We start from the raw sequence: 18303 nt of genomic DNA, 5'->3' as shown, positions 1-18303 counted from the left end.
GTGCAATTGCTTGCATTGGCCGACGCCCAGGCCGTGGCGGCAGCTGCGGCCGAGCGGTTGCTGCAGGCCCGCCAGGCCCAGCCGCAGCGGCCCCTGGGCCTGGCCACCGGGCGCACCATGGTGCCGGTTTATGCGGCGCTGCGGCAGCAGTTGGGCCGGCTTGGCAGCCAGCAGCAGCGCCAGATTCGTGCCGACTGGCTGAGCTTCAATCTCGATGAATATGTGGGCCTGGGGCCCCACGATCCGCGCTCCTTCAAGGCTTTCATGGCCGGCCAGCTGCAGGCCCCCCTGGGCTTGCGGCCGGAGCAGGTGCTGCTGCCCGATGGCCTGGCGGCCGATCCCCAGGCTGAAGCCCGGCGCTATGGGGCCGCGCTCGCGGTTGCCGGTGGCGTGGGGCTACAGCTGCTCGGTCTGGGCTTAAACGGCCATGTGGGCTTCAACGAGCCCCCCTGCAGCGCTGAGGCCCCCTGCCGCTGCCTGACCCTCAGCGCCGCCACCCGGACCCAGAACGCTGGCGCCTTTGGCGGCGATCCCGAGGCGGTGCCGGCCCAGGCGATCACGCTTGGATTGGCGGAGATCCTTGCTGCAGGGCAAATCCTGCTGGTGGTCACCGGCGCCAGTAAGGCCGCCATCTTGAAACGGGCTTTGCAGGAGCCCCCCTGCCCTGAGATACCCGCCAGCTGGCTGCAGCACCACCCCCGGCTGGAGGTGGTGGCAGATCAGGCTGCCCTAGGGGCGTTCCTACAGGGGCCTGGCCCCTGTAGGTGATCGGCTGTCGCCAGAGGTGGAGCCATGATGATTTAAGGCTTTTTGTCGACCTTGCCGATGCCGCCTTCTTCAGCTCCGCCCGGTTCCGGTGTTCGCAGCATTCCGGTGCGCACTGACTTCGGCACCTTTGAGGTGTGGACACGCCGCAGCGGTGCGAGTCCGCACCTCAAGCTGTTGCTGCTCCATGGCGGACCGGGCTGCACCCACGAGTATTTCGAGGTGTTTGACGGTTTTCTACCCCAGGCGGGAATCGAGCTCTATTTCTACGACCAGCTCGGTTCTTTTCACAGCAGTCAGCCCGATCACGCTGATCTCTGGGAGATCGGGCGTTTTGTAGATGAGGTGGAGCAGGTGCGTCAAGCCCTGGCTCTCGATGGCAGCAATTTTTTCTTGCTTGGTCACTCCTGGGGCGGGATACTGGCGATTGAGTATGCGCTGCGCTACCAGCAATATCTGAAGAGATTGATAATTTCCAATATGGTCTGGAGTGTGCCAGAGTACAATCGCTACGCTGAAGATCGTTTTATGTGTCAACTGCCAGCGGGTGTTCTGGCCGAGCTCTAGGCCATCGAAGCTGCCGAGGATTACGACAACCCGCGCTATATGGAGTTGTTGATCCCGCACCACTACGAGCGCCGCGTGTTGCGCCGGCCCTATGCCCAATGGCCCGATTCGGTTCTGCGTGCATTTGAGCACCTCAATCCGAAGGTCTACATCCCCATGCAGGGTCCCAGTGAGCTGGGCACCCATGGCAAGTTGGCCCAGTGGGATCGCAGGGCTGATTTACCCCGGATTCAGGTTCCCACTCTCACCATTGGTGCCGCCCACGACACCATGGATCCCCAGCAGATGGCGGCCATGGCCAAGGCTCTGCCGCGGGGTTCCCATCTCCACTGCCCGAATGGAAGCCATATGGCGATGGTTGATGACCAGGTGGTTTACATCCAGGGTCTGATCGATTTTCTGCGGCGGGTTGATGCCCAAACGATCCGAGAGGATCCTTAAGTGGGTTGGCAGGTGCTTGGAGCCCCTGCTCTCAGCCCATCACCTCCGCCAGCAGCGCCTCGTCGGCCTCCAGGTTGCTGGTGACGCTGCGCCCATCTTCCAATTCCTCAAGGGCATCGAGCAGGCGCAGGCAGGCGCGCAGGCTGTCGGCATCGCTGAGGGGGCAGGTGGTCTGGGGAATCCAGCGGTGTTCCCAGCCCGCCACTGCCCAGCCCTGGCGGCGCAGGCCGTCCTGCAGGGCCTCCAGGTCGGCGAAGCCGCCGAACACCTCCAGGGCCCCTTGCTCGAGCGGGCTGTAGCCGAGGGCGGCGGGGCCGCCCTGCTCCTCCAGGGCCAGCAACCCCTCCAGCAGGGCCTCTTCATCGATGGCTTGGCCATCCCCAGCGGCCAGTTGCACCACCGAGCGCTGCTCAAACAGGTAGCCGACGCAGCCCGTCTCACCCAGGCTGCCGTTATGTTTGCCGAAGGCCAGGCGCACCTCGGCGGCAGTGCGGTTGCGGTTGTCGGTGAAGGCCTCCACCAGCACCGCCACGCCGCCGGGGCCGTAGCCCTCGTAACGCACGGCTTCAAAGGCTTCGCCGGAGCCGCTGCCCTGGCCCGAACCCTTGGCGATCGCCCGCTCGATGTTGGCGTTGGGCATCCCGGCGGCCTTGGCCTTCTCGATGGCTGTGCGCAGCTGGAAGTTGCCGGTCGGATCGGCACCGCTGCGGGCTGCCACCGTGATTTCCCGCCCCAGCCGGGTGAATACGGCCCCCCGCTTGGCATCGACCACGGCCTTGGTGCGCTTGATCTGGGCCCACTTGCTGTGGCCGGCCATCGGAGTGGGGGGGAGAATTGAGCGAGGGGGCTGGTCTGGTTCAGGTGGGCTGGTTCAGCCGGTCTGGTTCAGCCAGCAGCGTTGAACACCAGCTTGGGTTGCAGCAGGCCTTCACCTCTGGCGCGGGCCATGCCGGCCAGGTTGCCATCCTGGCTAAGCACCACCACCGCTTGTCCGGCCTCCAGGGGCAGGATCTGGCCGATGGCCCGCCCGCAGCGCCAGTCCGCCTGCTCCGCCTCGGCCAGCTGCCGGCGGGGTAGATGGGCCAGGGCCGCCAGGGGATCCAGTAGGGGCGGCAGGGGGAGCTGATCGAGGCATGCCAGGGGCACGGCCTGCTCCAGGTCAAAGCCCAGGGCCCCGGTGCGGCGCAGGCTGGCCAGGGCACCACCGCAGCCCAGGGCTTCCCCCAGGTCCCTGGCCAGGGCGCGGATGTAGGTGCCGGCCGAGCAGGCCACCTCCACCTCCAGGGCTCCACTGGCGGGATCCCAGCCCAGCAGTTCCAGGCGATGCACCGTCACCGGCCGGGCTGCCAGTTCCAGTTGTTCCCCCTGGCGCACCCGCTTGTAGGCCCGTTGGCCGTCTACATGCACGGCCGACACCTGGGGAGGCACCTGCTGGATCTTGCCCCGGAAAGCCGCCAGGGCCGCAGTGAGATCCCCTGCCTCGAGGACAGGCACGGCGGCTCGGGCCAGCACCTCCCCCTCGAGGTCGTCGCTGACGGTGCGCACCCCCAGTTGCACCACGCCCCGGTAGGTCTTGTCCCCCTCCAGGTAGGGCAGCAGCCGGGTGGCGGGCCCCAGGGCGAGCGGCAGCACCCCGGTCACGGCTGGATCGAGGGTGCCGCCATGGCCCACGCGCTTGAGCTTGTAGGCGCGCCGCACCCGGGCGACACAGGCGTGGGAGGTGAGGCCCGCGGGCTTATCGAGCACCAGAAAGCCGCAGGGCTGGTCAGGCATGGATGGGAGCGTCAGCCTTGCAGGGTCCCATGATCCGCTTCGATGACCCTGCAGCAGCGCCGGGACCTGACGTTTTTGGTGCTGGCCGGGATTTTCCTGGGCACCATGGGCATGCTCAATATCCTCGGTCTCACTCGCTTTCTCCAGCTGGGCACGATCGGCTCCTGGCCGATCGTGGTGGCGGTGGGGGCCCTGCCCTATCCGGTCACCTTCCTGTGCACAGACCTGATCAGTGAGCTGTGGGGTGAGCAGAAGGCGGGCCAGCTGGTGTGGGTCGGGCTCGCCCTCAATGGCTGGATCGTGCTTATTCTTTGGCTTGGCGGCATCCTGCCGGGGGTTGCCGGTGCGCCGGACGCCACCTTCTTCGAGGTGCGTCGTCTGGCATTTGGGGCTGTCGGGGCCTCGATGGTCGCCTACCTGGCGGCCCAATTCACCGATGTGCGGCTGTTCCATTTCTGGAAGCGCTTCAGTGGGGGCAAGGCCCTCTGGCTGCGAAACAACGGCTCCACCCTGGTGAGCCAACTGGTCGATACCAGTGCCGTGGTGCTTATTAGTCACTACGCCAGCCATGTGTTGCCGGTGCGGCCCGGCGAGCCCGTCTGGCCCCAGCTGGTTTCTTTCATTGCCAGTGGCTACCTGTTCAAGGCCCTGGCCGCTTTGGTTGACACCCTGCCCTTCTACGGCCTGGTGGCCTGGTTGCGCCACTGGCTGGAGGTGCCCGAAGCGGGGGCCGAGCTGCCTGACTGAGCGATGGGGCTTCCGCCCCCTGACCCTTAGCTTGGCCCTGCACTGCTCAGGGTGACTTTGGCCATGGCGGAGACGGGGCTGGGGGTTGGGCGCTTTCTGGCCGATGGTTTTGGCCTGCGCGCCCAGCTGGCCGCCTTCCTGGCGATAGCGCCCGAAGAGCTTGAGGGCCGCCTGCCCAGCAGCACCGACGATCTGGCCGCCCTCCATCCAGGCTCCTTCGATCCCGAGCGGGTGGAGCAGTTCTATGAAGATGCTGTGGGCACCGGCCACCTGCTGGAGCTGGCGGCCTGGCACCTGGGCAGTGCCGACTACATCGCCGACACCCTGCGCCTGCAGCAGCTCTTCGCCCAGGGGCAGCTGCTGGACTTCGGCGGCGGCATCGGCAGCCATGCCCTGGCGGCGGCGGCCCTGCCCCAGGTGGAGCGGGTGTGGTTCGTCGATCTCAACCCCCACAACCGCGCCTTTGTGGAGGCCCGGGCCACCGAGCTGGGCCTGGCGGCGAAGCTGGGCTGCTACCGGGATCTGGCTGATCCGGCTCTACCGCGGTGCTTCGACACGATCGTGTGTCTGGATGTGCTCGAACATCTCCCCGATCCCTCAGCCCAGCTGGAGATCTTTGCAGACAGGTTGGGCCCGGCGGGGACCGCCCTGCTCAACTGGTATTTCTTCAAGGGTTTTCAGGGGGAATACCCCTTCCATTTCGACGCCCCGGAGCTGGTGGAAAGCTTTTTCCGCACCCTCTCTGGCCGTTTCCTGGAGGTGTTTCACCCCTTCTTGATCACTACCCGGGCCTACCGGTTGGCCTAAGCCGACCTTTAGGCGACGGCGATGTTGATGCGTTTGCGGTTGCGCAGGCCGCGCTTGATGCTTTCGAATTTCACTACCCCAGCCACGAGGGCATAGAGGGTGTCGTCCGAACCCCGGCCGACGTTGACGCCGGGCAGCACGGAGGTGCCGCGCTGGCGGATCAGGATCGAACCGGCGCTGACGGTTTCACCGCCATAGCGCTTGACGCCGAGGCGCTTGGAGTTTGAGTCGCGACCGTTGCGAGTGGAGCCTGTGCCTTTCTTGTGGGCCATGGATCGGAGAAATCAGGGGGAATGGAAATGGAAACTTGCTTCAGGCGATCGGCTTGCCGCTGACGCTGATCGACTCGACCATCACCCGGGTCAGTTCTTGACGGTGGCCGTTTTTACGCCTGGTTTTCTTTTTGGGGCGCATCTTGTAGACGATGATTTTTGTGCCGCGGCGATGGGCCATCACCTTGAGCTCCACGGTGGCCCCTTTGACGTAGGGCTGGCCCAGGGTGGTCGCCTTGCCGTCGTTTACCAACAGCACGTTGTCGATGGTTAAGGTGCCGTCCACCTCCAGGGCGATCCGGTCGAGGTCGTAGTAGCGGTTGGGTTGCAGCCAGAACTGCTGACCTGAAGTTTCAACAATGGCGTAGGGGCCGGTTGGGGCCCCAGCAGCTGGGCTGGGCAGCTCGGCTGTGGACGTGTTTTCGGACGTGTTTCCTGGAGTTGAGCTCATGGCGGCAAGGGCGTGGCCAGGCTGACGGAGGCTCCTTGACTAGCGAAGGAGCAGGCCGTCATTGGGCCTGGCGCACAAAATGGGAAAACAAACAACAATCTTCCCGTTTCGGCCTTCCTTTAGTCAACATTTGGTGGCCTTTGCTGCGGGTTGTCCCGCCGTTGAAGCGGTCCATGCCCGAACCGGCTCTCACCATTGCTTCGCTGATCCGCGATTCTTCTCTCCAGGAGGCTTGCGGCCGCTGGCTCGCCGGCGGCCGCTGGCGGATGGTGTGGCTCGATCCCGACGCCAATCCTGTGGCGCAGCTGGAGCTGCGCCGCGAGGAGTTTGATGCCCTGGTATTGGAGGAGGGCGCCCTGGAGAGCCAGGCCTATCAGGCCCTTTCAGACCTGGGCCTGCAGCTGCCAGCAGTGGTGATCGGTGCGGTCAGCGGTCAGACCGAATTCCATCAAGCGGAGGTGCACCTGCCCCCAGATCAGCTCGAGCAGCTCAGCTACAGCCTCGATGCCGCCATCTCTCGGGTCCTCCAGCGCGGCCCTAGGGCTGGGGCTAGCCCGCCCCTCGGGCAGACCAAGCCCGAGACCCCGGAGGGCTGGAAGCTGGCCAATCGGCTGAAGGGCCGCCTGGGCTATGTGGGAGTTTTTTACAAGCGCGATCCCTCCCGCTTTTTGCGCAACCTGCCCGAGCTGGAACGGGAAGAGCTGTTCCATTCGCTCGAACGCACCTACCGAGACCTGCTGCTCAGTTACTTTCGGGATCCGGCTGCTGCCAACCAGGCCCTGGAAAGCTTTGTGAATACTGCTTTTTTTAGCGATTTGCCAATTACAAAAACTGTTGAGATTCACGTGAATCTCATTGATGCTTTCTCGCAGCGCCTCAAGCTGGAAGGACACAAGAACGATTTTCTTCGGGACTATCGATTAGCCCTCCTTGATGTGATGGCCCATCTCTGCGAGATGTATCGCCGCTCCATCCCACCCGATGCTCCCTTGGCAGCCATCCCGCTCCAGGCAACCGGCCAGCCCACAATGGTTTGAACCAGGACGCTCCTGAAACATGACTCCCCGCAAGACCTACATCCTTAAGCTTTACGTGGCGGGCAATACGCCAAACTCGATGCGCGCCCTCAAGACCCTGCGCAACATTCTGGAAACGGAGTTTCTCGGCGTCTATGCCCTCAAGGTGATAGATGTGTTGAAAAACCCCCAGTTGGCTGAAGAAGACAAAATTCTGGCCACCCCCACCCTGGCCAAGATCCTGCCCCCCCCCGTGCGCCGCATCATTGGCGACCTCTCAGATCGGGAGCGGGTGTTGATCGGCCTAGATCTTCTCTATGAGGAGCTCAGTGAAGATGGCTCGGACGAGCAGGGGCCAGAGGAAAATCCAGCCTGAGCCCCGCCCACGGCTCCTATAGATCTTCTCCCTTCTCATGGGCCGCTGCCTTGAGTAGCTTTTGATCAGACCCTAACTGTCGATGCAGGAACCAAGCCCTACCAGTAATGCCCTGATGCAGGTTCAGAAGCTCCCGACTGGGATCGAGGGCTTCGATGATGTCTGCCATGGGGGCCTGCCCATTGGCCGCTCCACCCTGATCAGCGGTACTTCCGGCACCGGCAAGACAATTTTCTCGCTCAATTTTCTCTACAACGGGATCCGCCAGTACAACGAGCCTGGCATTTTTGTGACATTTGAGGAATCGCCTCTGGATATATTGCGCAATGCGGCTAGCTTTGGCTGGGATCTTCAGAGCATGGTTGAGCAGGATAAGCTGTTTATTCTTGATGCCTCGCCGGATCCCGAGGGCCAGGATGTGGCCGGCAGTTTTGATCTCTCGGGCTTGATCGAGAGAATCAACTATGCCATCCGTAAATATAAGGCAAAGCGGGTTGCGATTGATTCGATAACCGCCGTTTTTCAGCAATATGATGCGGTTTCGGTAGTGCGGCGTGAAATCTTCAGGTTGATTGCCCGGCTCAAGGAGATTGGCGTCACTACGGTGATGACCACCGAGCGAATTGATGAATATGGTCCGATTGCCCGCTACGGGGTGGAAGAATTTGTTTCAGACAATGTTGTGATTTTGCGCAATGTGCTCGAGGGTGAGCGGCGGCGGCGCACGGCTGAGATTTTAAAATTGCGGGGCACCACCCATATGAAGGGTGAATTTCCCTTCACCATGGGTGGCCATGGCATCAGCGTTTTCCCCCTGGGTGCCATGCGTCTCACCCAGCGATCTTCCAATGTGCGCATCAGCTCCGGGGTGCCCAAGCTCGACGAGATGTGTGGTGGCGGTTTCTTCAAGGACTCAATCATTCTGGCCACTGGTGCCACCGGTACGGGCAAGACCCTGCTGGTTTCCAAGTTTGTTGAGGATGCATGCCGCAGCAGGGAGCGGGCGATTTTGTTTGCCTATGAGGAATCCCGGGCCCAGTTGCTGCGCAATGCGACCAGTTGGGGCATTGATTTTGAAAAGATGGAGCAGGACGGCCTGCTCAAAATCATCTGTGCCTATCCAGAATCGACTGGCTTGGAAGACCATCTCCAAATAATTAAAACGGAGATCAGCCAGTTCAAGCCCTCGCGTATGGCGATTGATTCGCTCTCCGCTCTGGCGAGGGGTGTCAGTCACAATGCCTTTAGACAGTTTGTTATCGGTGTGACTGGCTACGCCAAGCAGGAGGAGATCGCCGGTTTCTTTACGAACACCTCTGAGGAGTTCATGGGCAGCCACTCGATTACCGACTCCCACATATCCACCATTACGGATACGATCCTGTTGCTGCAGTACGTGGAGATTCGCGGTGAGATGGCCCGCGCCCTCAATGTGTTCAAGATGCGGGGCTCCTGGCACGACAAGGGTATCCGTGAATTTGTGATCACCAGCAATGGCCCTGAGATCAAGGATTCCTTCTCAAACTTCGAGCGGATCATTTCCGGTGTTCCCCACCGCATCACCACCGATGAGCGCAGTGAGCTCTCCCGCATTGTGCGGGGAGTTGCTGACGATGCGCTCTAGTGTGCCGTCCCGGAGATTTGCGAGCAAAGTCGCTGGAGCTTCTCCAGGATTGAGTCGGCGTGGGCGGTCCACTTGAACGGCACCTTGGTCTTGTCGTAGGCCGCCACGAACTGCTCGATCTTGTTGATCAGCTCTTTGACGCTCGAGAAGCTGCCGCGCCGAATCGCCTTCTGGGTGATGATCCCAAACCATCGCTCCACCTGGTTGAGCCAGGAGGCGTAGGTGGGGGTGTAGTGGACGTGGAAACGAGGCCGCTGCGCCAGCCAGGCCTTCACTTTGGTGTGCTTGTGAGTGCAGTAGTTGTCGACGATCAGGTGCAGATCGAGCTCCTTGGGCACCTCCTTGTCGATCCTTCGCAAGAAGCTGAGGAACTCCTGGTGCCGGTGCCTGGGCTTGCATTCGGCGATTACCGCACCGGTGGCCACATCCAGTGCGGCGAACAGGGTGGTGGTGCCGTGGCGGATGTAGTCATGCGTCACACCTTCCACGTAGCCCAGGCCCATGGGCAACAGCGGCTGAGTGCGGTCTAGGGCCTGGATCTGCGTCTTCTCATCAACGCAGAGCACGACAGCGTTCTCGGGTGGATTCAGGTACAGGCCAACGATGTCGCGGACCTTCTCAACAAAGAACGGATCGGTCGGCAATTTGAAATGCTTCTGCCGATGCGGCTGGACCGAGAAGGTCTGCAGCCAGCGGTGAACGGTGGTTTTTGAAATTCCTGTGGCGGCTGCCAGAGAACGCGCTGACCACTGGGTGCTGCCATCGGCGGGCTTGGTCTGCAGGGCCCGGTTGATCACCTCGGCAACCTTGTCGTCCTCGTAGGTGCGCGGCCGGCCGGGGCGGAGCTCGTCGTGCAGACCTTCCAAGCCCAGCTCCCGATATCGCTTGCGCCATTTGCCAACGGTCATTCCGGTCAGGCCCATCCGTCTGGCGATAGCGGTGTTGGTTTCACCAGCGCCGCAGGCCAACACGATCTGGGCGCGCTGCACGATCGAATGCGGCAGGGATCGGGAATGGGCAAGGGCCTGCAACTGCTGAACTTCGTCCCCTGTGAGGACCAGCGGCGGCATCGGACGGCCGACGGCCATGGAAAGACTCCCCCGGGAGACACTTCATATTCTATCAGTTATTTGCGGGACTGAACACTAGGAGTTGGCTGGCTCCAGCTGGTCGTAACGCCGTCGTTCGGAGAGGAGTCGAAGTTCGTCGTTGTCGGAACCCTCAAGCGGCAGGTCGAACCAAAAGGTGGAGCCCGTGCCCGGTTCGCTGGCCATGCGCACCTGGGTCCCATGTTTTTCGAGAATGCCCCGCACGATCGAAAGGCCCAGTCCTGTTCCAGCTTCGGTGTGCACCGCGTTTTCGACCCTGTAGAAGCGCTCGAAGATGCGCTCCTTATCGGCCTCGCTGATGCCACAGCCGCTGTCGGAGATTTCGATGCGCAGCCTGGGCAGGGGTGAGGTCAGCTCACAGCTCGGACTTTCGCTATTCGGTTCGGTGCCTGGGGTGAGCTGGCAGAGATCTGGCCAGGGATAGGCCCGCAGCTGTAGCCTGCCACCCTTGGGGGTGAATTTGAGGGCATTGCCCACCAGGTTGTCGAACACCTGCAACAGCAGGTCCCAGTTGCCCAGAATCCGAGGCAGTTGGGGGTCGGCGTGAAAGTCCAGGGCCACCTCCTTTTCATCCGCATTGAGCCGATAGGTACGGAGGGTCTGTTCGATGGCGGCAGTCAGCTCCATCGGTTCGAGGGTCCAGACCCGTTCCGATTCCAGCCTGGAGAGGTCGAGCACGTCGTTGACGAGCCGGGTAAGTCGATCGGTTTCATCGTTGGCGATGCCCAGAAACTCCTTTTTTTCCGCTTCTGTGAGCTGGTCGCCCAGGTCGTGGAGGGTTTCCACGTAGCTCTTGATATTGAACAGGGGTGTGCGCAATTCGTGGGAGACGTTGCTGATGAAGCGGCTCTGGGCGGCGTTCAATTCCACCTCGCGGCTGAGGTCCTGGATGGTGACGGCGATTCCCTTAAGGCTTTCGCCGGTGGCATCCCGCACTGATTGCAGCACGATCCGCAGGGTGCGGGGCGGTTCGCCAAATCGGCAGCGCACATCAGCACTGTCGCGGGCGCTGCAGATCAGACTCTCCAGAGCTGACTGGAGCTCCATCGCCAACCTTTCGGGCAGTTCGGCGATCAGGTCGCTGCCTTCGAGCTTGCGGCCCTCCCAGCGGAACAGGCGGCGGGCGGTGGGATTGGCCAGCACTATTGCCCCTTCGGCATCGAGCAGTACGGCCCCATCTGCCATGGTGGCAATCAGGGATTCCTGCTTCACCTGGGCCGCGGTCAGCTCCTCGATGTTGGCGGCCTTGTAGTCCTCCAGCTGGGCCGCCATGGCGTTGAAACCCTCGAGCAGCTCGCCAAGCTCACCGCCCACCGGCAGGGCAAGCCTGGTTTCAAAGTTGCCACCGGTGATTGAGCGCACCCCCTGGAGCAGCTCCTTGACCGGGCGGGTGATGGTGAGGGCGTTGAACACGGCCCCCAGGATCACCAGCACCCAGATCGAAATGAACACCGCCACGGTCACCTCCCGGGTGAGGGCAGCACTGGCCAGCAGGGTCTCATTGGGGTTGATGCCCAGGGCCATCACCCCCAGATATTTCCCCTCACTCACCATCGGCACGAAGACGTCAGTCACCTGGCCATCTGGGCTGAGGTGCTGGCGAATCAGGGGGGTGTCCGGGCGCTTGCGTAGATCCTCCGGCAGCTCCAGCCTGCGGCTGAGCAGCAGTTCGCTGCTGCCCGAGCTGGCACCGATGGGGATGCCCAGGTAGATCACCCCCTCAGGGTCGGCAAAGAAGACATACCGAAGGCTGCGGCTGGAGCGCCAGAAGCGATCGGCGACTGCCGCCAGCTCCCGGTCATTGCCCTCCGCCACCAGCGGGGTCACGTTGGCGGAGAGCAGCAGGCCCAGGTCACGGGCGTAGCGGGTGTCACCCAGCTGGGCGTCCCGTTGAATGCCGTTGAGGGCCAGGAAGGTGATGCCCGTCATCAGCAGGCTGACCACCAGGGTCGCCACCGCCAGCAGCTTGGTCTGCAGGCTGAACTCCTGCCACCAGCGATTCAGGGCCTGGCGCCAGCTCATAGGCTGCGCACCTGGTGGCCGATGTCCCGCCGGTAGGTCATGCCCTCAAAGTGAACCTGGGCCAGGCCGGCGTAGGCCTGCTCGAAGGCGGCATCAAAGCTTTCGGCCTGGGCGACCACGGCCAGCACCCGGCCGCCACTGGTTTGGCAGCTGCCGTCGCCGCTGCGCCGGGTGCCCGCGTGGAACAGTTGCAGGCTGTTGCTGCTAACCAGTTCACTGCGCACCACATCGCCGCTGCGGATCTCGCCGGGGTAGCCCGCGGCGGCGGCAATTACACAGGCGCTGCAGCCGGGATGGATGGTGAGTGGCGGAGCCTGGTCGAGCTGGCCGTTGGCACAGGCCAGCAGGATCTGGGCCAGTTCCGGCCCGAGTAGCGGCATCAGGGTCTCGCATTCCGGATCGCCGAAGCGGCAGTTGAATTCGATCACGCTGGGCCCATGTTCGGTGAGCATCAGGCCGGCATAGATCACCCCGCGGTAGTCGATGCCCCGGGCCCGCAGGGCGGCCACGGTGGGTTCGAGCACCAGGCGCTTCACCTGCTCCAGCCCCCCCCCATCCAGCAGCGGCGCCGGTGCATAGGCGCCCATGCCGCCGGTGTTGGGTCCGGTGTCGCCCTCACCTATTCGCTTGTGGTCCTGGGCGCTGGGCAGCAAAACCAGCCGCTGGCCGTCACAGAGCGCGAACACCGACACCTCGGGCCCATGGGTGCGTTCCTCAAGCACCAACCTGGCGCCGCCGCCCTCGCCGAAACGACCGGCAAAAATCTCCTCAATCGCCGCACGGGCCTCTTCCAGGCTGGCAGCCACGGTCACCCCCTTGCCAGCGGCCAGGCCATCGGCCTTCACCACCAGCGGTCTGCCTGCGGCCTCCAGCACCTCCAGGGCCTCCTCCCGGCTGCTCGCGCTCCAGTAGCCGGCGGTGGGTATCCCGACCTCCAGCATCAGGGCCTTGGCCCATTGTTTGCTCGCCTCGAGCTGGGCCCCATCTGCCCCGGGCCCGAACACCGGGAAGCCGGCTTCGCGCAGCCGGTCCGCCAGGCCGGCGGCCAGAGGTGCCTCTGGGCCCACCACCACCAGCTCGACGGCGTGGTCACGGCAGGCGGCGAGCAGGCTCCCAGGGTCGGATTCGGCGATTTCCAGCTGGCTGCAGCCTGAAATTTCAGCAGTGCCCCCATTCCCCGGTGCGATCCAAACGGCCTCCACCCCTGGGCAGCGGGCCAGGGCCCAGCCCAGGGAATTTTCGCGCCCGCCAGAGCCGACCACCAGGATCCTGGTGGGAGCTGGGCAGGGAGAGGGGCTGGGAGCTGGAGCCATGGGGCCTGGACGTTCCGGAATGGGGGTGGATTGACGCAGAAGCTCTTCTAGGTTGGACCTTGCCTGATGGGTCCGTGGGCCCAGCCCCAGCAGATGCCGGCAAGCCCAGCGCCATTCTCCCCCCGCGCCCGGGCGCTGCTGGCGGCTCTGGCCTCGGTTTCGGTCTCGCTGGCCCTGGTCCTGGTTGGGTCCGCCCCCAGTGGGGCGGCTGTCAAGCCAGTGGAGCTTGATCCTGCCCTTAAGACCCTGCTGGCCAGTGGGAACCTCAGTGATTTTGACGGGGCCTGCGCCACGGCCGTCGAGCAGGGAGATGGGCCCCGCCTGCGCTTGCTGCAACAGCGGTTGCTCGGCCTCCATCCCGCCCCCCAGCCCCTGGCTGTGGTGTTTGCCAATGCAGAGGTTCTGCTGCGCTGCGAGGCCCCGGATGGGGCCCTGCAGGTGCTCGCCCGGATCAGCCCAGCAGCCGGTGCCGAGCGGATCCAGTGGCTGGTGATGCAGTGGCGGGCTGCCCAGGCCGGCCTGAACCACCAGGTGGCGGCCAATGCCCTGCGGCGACTCGCGGCTGGGAACCTGGCCCAGCTGGAGGCACTTGAGCTGCCGGTGAGCCGGCGGCAGGACGGCACCGCGGTGACGCGCTCGGCCCTGGATCTGCTGGCGGGCCACCTGGAAAGCCTGGGCCAGCGGCAGCGGGCCGCCCAGGTGTTGCTGAGTGGAACCCAGCCGGGGGCCGTCAATGCGGCGCGCCTTGCCCAGGCGGTGGCGTTGTTCGATGGGCTCCCAGCCGTTGAACAGGATCGGCTGCTGGAACTCGCCCTGGAGCAGGCAGCCACCGCCGGGGCCTGGGGCCTGGTGGGCCAGATTCTCGATCAGCAGCTGGCCCTGGGCCAGGGCACCCCGGAGCGGACCGAGCGGGCGGCGGAGCGGCGGCTGCGGCTCAGCCGTGGCATCGACGATGCCTACGCAGAATGGCTGCTGGGTCGTACGGCCCAGTCCCGTCAGGCCGAGTTGGAGCGGCAATTGCGCTCGCCGCGCTCCCCTGGCGGCCATGCCCCCCAATCGTTCTCCGATCCCCAGCCATGACGGCCTACTGCCTCGGTTCGCTTCTATACGAAGGCAAGGCCAAGCGGGTCTATGCCACCGATCGCCCCGACCTGGTGGCGGTTGAGTTCAAGGATGACGCCACGGCCTTCAACGCCCTCAAAAAGGCCGAACTGGCGGGCAAGGGGGAGCTCAACTGCCAGATCTCGGCCCGACTGTTTGAGTACCTCGCCGCCCGTGGGGTTCCCACCCACTATCTGGGCGTGGGGGACACCCGCTGGATGCTCGTGCGTCCGGTGCGGGTGATTCCAGTTGAAGTGGTGATCCGCAATGTGGCCGCCGGATCCCTTTGCAAGCAGATGCCGATCGAGCTGGGCACCTGTCTGGAGCCCGCCTTGCTGGATCTCTATTACAAGGATGATGCCTATGGCGATCCCCTGCTCACCGAAGCGCGGCTGGAGCTGCTTGGGCTGGTGAATGCCGATCAAAGGCGCCGCCTCGAAGAGTTGGCTCGCCAGGTGAACCGGGAACTGATAGCCCTGTTCAGCTCAATCGGCCTACAGCTGGTGGATTTTAAGATCGAGCTGGGCTTTACTGCCTACGGTGAGCTGGTGGTGGCGGATGAGATCAGTCCCGACACCTGCCGGCTCTGGGACCGGGCCGTGGCTGATGTCAGCGACCGCATTCTCGACAAGGACCGATTCCGCCAGGATCTTGGCGGCGTTGTCGAGGCCTACGGGGAGGTCTGCAAACGGGTCCAAGGGGCATGTCCCCAACCCATGGTCTACGGGTAAGGTCGTCGGCATTTGCGGCCTTGCCGCTCTGCCCCCCCATCACATGGCTGGTTTGCTGGGTCTAAAGGCTGCGGTGTCCCTGCTGGGCTTTGCCCTGTTCGCTGCTGGTCCGGCCCTTGCCCAGTCTGGGGATGCAGCGCCGCCAGGCGGGCAACCCCAGCCCGCTGCTCAGCAGCTGGACAACCCACTGGCCGATCCTGCGTCCCCAACCCCAACCCCAACCCCAGCCCCGGCCCAAACCTCCCCAGCCGAAACCTCCCCAGCCCAGCAGCCGGCCGCCAGCCCCGCGCCAGCTGCCAGCACCGAGCCAGCACCCAAGGCCGAACCCAAGGTCCTGATCGCCGAGGTGGCGATCGAGGGGCTGCAGGACCATCCCGAGCGGGAGCGGCTCGAACTGGCGGCCTATGCGGCCATGGCGGCCACCCCGGGTTCCCTGGTCACCCGCACCGAGCTGCAGACGGATCTCTCGGCGATCTACGCCAGCGGCTGGTTCTCCGATGTGCGCATCCAGCCTGTCGATGGCCCCCTGGGTGTGCGTCTGGTGGTGGTGGTGGTGGCCAACCCCGTGCTCCAGCAAATCAAGCTCGATCCGGCCGATCTCAAGCTGCCTGCCCAAGTGGTTAAGGACACCTTCGCGGCCGACTACGGCAAGACGCTCAATCTCAACACCCTGCAGTCCCGCATGCAGGAGCTGCAGCGCTGGTATGCAGACCAGGGCTATTCCCTGGCCCGCATCACCGGCCCCAGCCGGGTCAGTCCCGAAGGTGTGGTCGAGCTGTTGGTGCGCCAGGGCACCGTGGAGGGCGTTGAAGTGCAGTTCCTCAATAAGGAGGGCTCAGCCACCAACGACAAGGGTGAGCCGATCCGCGGCAAGACCAAACCCTGGGTTGTGACCAGGGAGGTGTCCCTTCGCCCGGGCCAGGTGTTCAACCGCCGGGAGCTGGAAGAGGACATCAAGCGGATCTATGGCACGGGCCTTTTCAGCGACGTCAAGGTGACCCTCAGGCCGGTGCCAGCTGAGCCCGGCAAAGTTGTGATCATGCTGGGCATCGTCGAGCAGTCGAGCGGCTCCCTATCTGGTGGTATTGGCTATAGCCAGAGCCAGGGTGCATTTGCTCAGATTCAGTTGAATGACAGCAACCTCTTCGGCCGCGCCTGGGACCTCGGCACCAATATCTCCTACGGCCAATACGGTGGTCTCGGTGACATCACCTTCACCGACCCCTGGATCAAGGACAACAAATATCGCACCTCCTTCCGGGCTCGCGTTTTCTTCAGCCGGGAAGTGCCCCAGCTCTTCCAGAGCGAAAATTCATCGTTTAGCTATCAGCTGCAAAACTATACCGGCTCTGATTTCGACGTAGTTACCTCGTTTGATGAGAACCCTGCAGGCTCTAATCAGGGCACGGGCACAACGAACTTTGACACGGTTGCAATTCAGCGAGTCGGTGCAAACGTGCAGTTTGTGCGGCCGCTTAATCGTGGTAACCCCTTCAAGAAAGCTCCCTGGAATCTGATTCTCTCCTTTGGTGGCCAGGAGGTCACCCCCATGGATTTCTCTGGGTCCAAGTATTCAAGGGGCGTGGTGGGCAATCTTCAGCCCGATGGGGGTTTTAACACCAGCAACGGTGCTTCGGTGATTTGCCTGGCCTACAACTGCGCCTCGGAAAACCAGCTGGTGAGCTTCCGGGTTGGAGCCACCTACAGCACCCTCAACGATCCCCGTAATCCCACTAAGGGCAATTTCCTGAGCCTGGGCACTGAGCAGTTCATCTCGGTGGGTGAGAACTCCCCCACCTTCAACCGACTGCGGGGCAGCTTCACCCACTACATCCCTGTGGAGTGGTTGAAGATCTTCAAGGGCTGCCGGCCCAAGCCCGGTGAAACCAAAGACTGCAAGCAGGCCCTGGCTTTCCAGGTGTCGGCAGGAACCCTGGTGGGTAGCGATATTCCTCCCTATGAGGCCTTCTGCCTTGGAGGCGGCAACTCGGTGAGGGGCTATTACGACTGCGATCTCGGGGTTGGCAAGAGTTTTGCCGAGGCGACGATTGAGTACCGCTTTCCTATTTTCAGCATCATCAGCGGCGAGATTTTCTTTGATGCAGGCACCACTTTCGGCAGCCAGAGCGGTATCCCAGGTAACCCGGGTGGGCTGCTTGGTAAATCAGGTGAGGGCTATTCACCTGGGGTCGGACTGATTGTCACCACCCCGGTGGGCCCCCTGCGCCTGGAGGTTGCCACCCAGGATTTCTCCAGCGAGTGGCGCTTCAACCTCGGTGTGGGCTGGAAGTTTTAGATGATGCAGTGGCCCGCCGATTACTCCGGCCGCTGGACCATTCAAGACCCGGTGGAGCGGCGGGGGGTTGGTCTGCACGGCGGTCTTGAGACCACAGTTCGGCTCCAGGCCTCTGAGCGTTCCGGCTTCTGGGTCGGCTGGCTCGACGCTCCCAAGCTGCCCCTCTGTCGCCTCACCCCAAGCCAGGTTAGTGATACCCGCCTGTGTACGGCCCTGCAGCTGGATCAAAGGCGTCTGGCCACCGTGGAGCATCTGCTGGCTGCTCTGGCCGGCACCGGGGTTACCCAGGCCGAAATCCTGGTCAACGGCGAGGAGATTCCCCTGCTGGATGGCTCAGCCCTCCCCTGGGTGCAGGCTTTGGCTGAGGCGGGGCTCCAGGTCCTGCCAGGTAGCTCCGGGGGACTGGAGCTGGACGCGCCCATCACTGTCTGCAGTGGGACCAGCTTTGCAACTGCCCTTCCCCATGCGGGGCTGCGTCTGGGCGCGGCCATTGAATTTGCCGATGCGGCGATCGGCCGCCAGTTGTTTTCCCTGGACCTGAGCCCCACCAGTTTCGTTGAGCAGATCGCTCCGGCTCGCACCTTCGGTCTGCGCTCCCAGGTGGACCAGTTGCGCTCAGCGGGCTTGATTCGGGGGGGGTGCCTGGAGAATGCCCTGGTATGTGACGGCGATCAGTGGCTCAATCCACCCCTGCGCTTCGTCGAGGAGCCGGTGCGCCATAAAATTCTGGACCTAATGGGGGACCTTGCCCTTGTGGGCCTGCCAAGGGCCCAGGTTTTCGCCTATCGCGGTTCCCATGGGCTCCACACCTCGATGGCGGCTGTTCTGGCTGGTCTGCCGGCAGTCAATTCCCCCTCCAGCCCCAATTCCGCCCATCCCTCTCCCGGTTGAT

Annotated in this window: 19 protein-coding genes; 12 read left to right on the top strand and 7 right to left on the bottom strand. The window is 63.5% G+C overall.

Annotation, left to right across the window (positions count from 1 at the left end):
* From H8F27_RS03800 to H8F27_RS03790, 3 genes are read left to right on the top strand one after another with little or no spacing between them, the layout of a single operon-like run.
* On the top strand, window positions 1-768 hold the full coding sequence (locus H8F27_RS03800) for a glucosamine-6-phosphate deaminase (protein WP_370594462.1): 768 nt from the start codon (window positions 1-3) through the stop codon (window positions 766-768).
* Between the two features lie 57 nt (window positions 769-825).
* Window positions 826-1332: a proline iminopeptidase-family hydrolase gene (locus tag H8F27_RS03795; RefSeq protein WP_231596632.1), complete on the top strand. Its 507-nt coding sequence runs from the start codon at window positions 826-828 to the stop codon at window positions 1330-1332.
* Window positions 1333-1371: 39 nt separating this feature from the next.
* Window positions 1372-1773, top strand: a complete 402-nt coding sequence (locus H8F27_RS03790; RefSeq protein ID WP_197151371.1) for a hypothetical protein — start codon at window positions 1372-1374, stop codon at window positions 1771-1773.
* 31 nt (window positions 1774-1804) lie between these two features.
* Here the strand turns inward: H8F27_RS03790 and H8F27_RS03785 are convergent, their stop codons facing one another.
* The gene (locus tag H8F27_RS03785; protein ID WP_197151370.1) at window positions 1805-2590 is read right to left on the bottom strand and encodes a YebC/PmpR family DNA-binding transcriptional regulator; all 786 of its coding nucleotides are present in this window, start codon (window positions 2588-2590) and stop codon (window positions 1805-1807) included.
* Between the two features lie 68 nt (window positions 2591-2658).
* Window positions 2659-3546, bottom strand: coding sequence for a tRNA pseudouridine(55) synthase TruB (truB, locus tag H8F27_RS03780; protein WP_197151368.1), 888 nt, complete (start codon window positions 3544-3546; stop codon window positions 2659-2661).
* A gap of 42 nt (window positions 3547-3588) precedes the next feature.
* Here truB and H8F27_RS03775 point away from each other — a divergent pair, with 42 nt between their 5' ends.
* Together H8F27_RS03775 and H8F27_RS03770 are read left to right on the top strand one after the other, a co-directional pair.
* Window positions 3589-4293, top strand: a complete 705-nt coding sequence (locus tag H8F27_RS03775) for a queuosine precursor transporter (protein WP_197151367.1) — start codon at window positions 3589-3591, stop codon at window positions 4291-4293.
* Between the two features lie 63 nt (window positions 4294-4356).
* Complete coding sequence (locus tag H8F27_RS03770; protein ID WP_197151366.1) at window positions 4357-5100, top strand: bifunctional 2-polyprenyl-6-hydroxyphenol methylase/3-demethylubiquinol 3-O-methyltransferase UbiG; 744 nt, start codon at window positions 4357-4359, stop codon at window positions 5098-5100.
* A gap of 8 nt (window positions 5101-5108) precedes the next feature.
* On the opposite strand, the gene rpmA is transcribed toward H8F27_RS03770, so the two are convergent.
* Both rpmA and rplU read right to left on the bottom strand, forming a co-directional pair.
* Window positions 5109-5372 (bottom strand): 50S ribosomal protein L27, encoded by a 264-nt coding sequence (gene rpmA, locus H8F27_RS03765; RefSeq protein ID WP_197151365.1) that lies wholly within the window; start codon window positions 5370-5372, stop codon window positions 5109-5111.
* A gap of 40 nt (window positions 5373-5412) precedes the next feature.
* A complete protein-coding gene (rplU, locus tag H8F27_RS03760) occupies window positions 5413-5823 on the bottom strand; it encodes a 50S ribosomal protein L21 (RefSeq protein WP_197151364.1) in 411 nt (136 codons plus the stop codon).
* Window positions 5824-5996: 173 nt separating this feature from the next.
* Between rplU and H8F27_RS03755 the strand changes: the two genes are divergently transcribed.
* From H8F27_RS03755 to kaiC, 3 genes are all read left to right on the top strand, one after another.
* A complete protein-coding gene (locus tag H8F27_RS03755; protein ID WP_197151362.1) occupies window positions 5997-6860 on the top strand; it encodes a circadian clock protein KaiA in 864 nt (287 codons plus the stop codon).
* Between the two features lie 19 nt (window positions 6861-6879).
* Window positions 6880-7215, top strand: coding sequence for a circadian clock protein KaiB (kaiB, locus tag H8F27_RS03750; RefSeq protein ID WP_197151361.1), 336 nt, complete (start codon window positions 6880-6882; stop codon window positions 7213-7215).
* Window positions 7216-7297: 82 nt separating this feature from the next.
* Window positions 7298-8839 (top strand): circadian clock protein KaiC, encoded by a 1542-nt coding sequence (kaiC, locus tag H8F27_RS03745; RefSeq protein ID WP_197151359.1) that lies wholly within the window; start codon window positions 7298-7300, stop codon window positions 8837-8839.
* Here the strand turns inward: kaiC and H8F27_RS03740 are convergent.
* From H8F27_RS03740 to purD, 3 genes are read right to left on the bottom strand one after another with little or no spacing between them, the layout of a single operon-like run.
* Complete coding sequence (locus H8F27_RS03740) at window positions 8836-9927, bottom strand: IS630 family transposase (RefSeq protein ID WP_197151357.1); 1092 nt, start codon at window positions 9925-9927, stop codon at window positions 8836-8838. The genes kaiC and H8F27_RS03740 overlap by 4 nt on opposite strands.
* Window positions 9928-9984: 57 nt before the next feature.
* A complete protein-coding gene (locus tag H8F27_RS03735; protein WP_197151355.1) occupies window positions 9985-11970 on the bottom strand; it encodes an ATP-binding protein in 1986 nt (661 codons plus the stop codon).
* Window positions 11967-13283: a phosphoribosylamine--glycine ligase gene (gene purD, locus H8F27_RS03730; RefSeq protein ID WP_197151353.1), complete on the bottom strand. Its 1317-nt coding sequence runs from the start codon at window positions 13281-13283 to the stop codon at window positions 11967-11969. The genes H8F27_RS03735 and purD overlap by 4 nt, the downstream gene beginning before the upstream one ends.
* A 66-nt stretch (window positions 13284-13349) precedes the next feature.
* On the opposite strand from purD, the gene H8F27_RS03725 reads away from it, so the two are divergent.
* Genes H8F27_RS03725 through lpxC form a run of 4 tightly spaced genes read left to right on the top strand, consistent with a single transcriptional unit; the run spans window position 13350 to window position 18302 of the window.
* A complete protein-coding gene (locus H8F27_RS03725; protein ID WP_197151352.1) occupies window positions 13350-14363 on the top strand; it encodes a hypothetical protein in 1014 nt (337 codons plus the stop codon).
* Window positions 14360-15115, top strand: a complete 756-nt coding sequence (purC, locus tag H8F27_RS03720; RefSeq protein WP_197151351.1) for a phosphoribosylaminoimidazolesuccinocarboxamide synthase — start codon at window positions 14360-14362, stop codon at window positions 15113-15115. Before H8F27_RS03725 ends, purC begins: the two co-directional genes overlap by 4 nt.
* Before the next feature lie 43 nt (window positions 15116-15158).
* Entirely contained in the window at window positions 15159-17411 is a 2253-nt protein-coding gene (locus H8F27_RS03715) for a BamA/TamA family outer membrane protein (protein WP_197151350.1), read from the top strand.
* Window positions 17412-18302, top strand: a complete 891-nt coding sequence (lpxC, locus tag H8F27_RS03710) for a UDP-3-O-acyl-N-acetylglucosamine deacetylase (protein WP_197151344.1) — start codon at window positions 17412-17414, stop codon at window positions 18300-18302. It abuts the gene before it with no gap.
* Window position 18303: the final 1 nt, after the last annotated feature.

Source organism: Synechococcus sp. CBW1108 (genome assembly GCF_015840335.1).
GTDB lineage: Bacteria > Cyanobacteriota > Cyanobacteriia > PCC-6307 > Cyanobiaceae > Cyanobium_A.
This window is presented reverse-complemented; position numbering and strand designations above follow the sequence as displayed.

What these genes read in the sequence shown, in the direction of transcription:
- H8F27_RS03795 (WP_231596632.1), top strand. Translation starts at nt 826, where the DNA reads ATGCCGCCTTCTTCAGCTCCGCCCGGTTCCGGTGTTCGCAGCATTCCG.
- H8F27_RS03790 (WP_197151371.1), top strand. Translation starts at nt 1,372, where the DNA reads ATGGAGTTGTTGATCCCGCACCACTACGAGCGCCGCGTGTTGCGCCGG.
- H8F27_RS03785 (WP_197151370.1), bottom strand. Translation starts at nt 2,590, where the DNA reads ATGGCCGGCCACAGCAAGTGGGCCCAGATCAAGCGCACCAAGGCCGTG.
- truB (WP_197151368.1), bottom strand. Translation starts at nt 3,546, where the DNA reads ATGCCTGACCAGCCCTGCGGCTTTCTGGTGCTCGATAAGCCCGCGGGC.
- H8F27_RS03775 (WP_197151367.1), top strand. Translation starts at nt 3,589, where the DNA reads ATGACCCTGCAGCAGCGCCGGGACCTGACGTTTTTGGTGCTGGCCGGG.
- H8F27_RS03770 (WP_197151366.1), top strand. Translation starts at nt 4,357, where the DNA reads ATGGCGGAGACGGGGCTGGGGGTTGGGCGCTTTCTGGCCGATGGTTTT.
- rpmA (WP_197151365.1), bottom strand. Translation starts at nt 5,372, where the DNA reads ATGGCCCACAAGAAAGGCACAGGCTCCACTCGCAACGGTCGCGACTCA.
- rplU (WP_197151364.1), bottom strand. Translation starts at nt 5,823, where the DNA reads ATGAGCTCAACTCCAGGAAACACGTCCGAAAACACGTCCACAGCCGAG.
- H8F27_RS03755 (WP_197151362.1), top strand. Translation starts at nt 5,997, where the DNA reads ATGCCCGAACCGGCTCTCACCATTGCTTCGCTGATCCGCGATTCTTCT.
- kaiB (WP_197151361.1), top strand. Translation starts at nt 6,880, where the DNA reads ATGACTCCCCGCAAGACCTACATCCTTAAGCTTTACGTGGCGGGCAAT.
- kaiC (WP_197151359.1), top strand. Translation starts at nt 7,298, where the DNA reads ATGCAGGAACCAAGCCCTACCAGTAATGCCCTGATGCAGGTTCAGAAG.
- H8F27_RS03740 (WP_197151357.1), bottom strand. Translation starts at nt 9,927, where the DNA reads ATGGCCGTCGGCCGTCCGATGCCGCCGCTGGTCCTCACAGGGGACGAA.
- H8F27_RS03735 (WP_197151355.1), bottom strand. Translation starts at nt 11,970, where the DNA reads ATGAGCTGGCGCCAGGCCCTGAATCGCTGGTGGCAGGAGTTCAGCCTG.
- purD (WP_197151353.1), bottom strand. Translation starts at nt 13,283, where the DNA reads ATGGCTCCAGCTCCCAGCCCCTCTCCCTGCCCAGCTCCCACCAGGATC.
- H8F27_RS03725 (WP_197151352.1), top strand. Translation starts at nt 13,350, where the DNA reads ATGGGTCCGTGGGCCCAGCCCCAGCAGATGCCGGCAAGCCCAGCGCCA.
- purC (WP_197151351.1), top strand. Translation starts at nt 14,360, where the DNA reads ATGACGGCCTACTGCCTCGGTTCGCTTCTATACGAAGGCAAGGCCAAG.
- H8F27_RS03715 (WP_197151350.1), top strand. Translation starts at nt 15,159, where the DNA reads ATGGCTGGTTTGCTGGGTCTAAAGGCTGCGGTGTCCCTGCTGGGCTTT.
- lpxC (WP_197151344.1), top strand. Translation starts at nt 17,412, where the DNA reads ATGATGCAGTGGCCCGCCGATTACTCCGGCCGCTGGACCATTCAAGAC.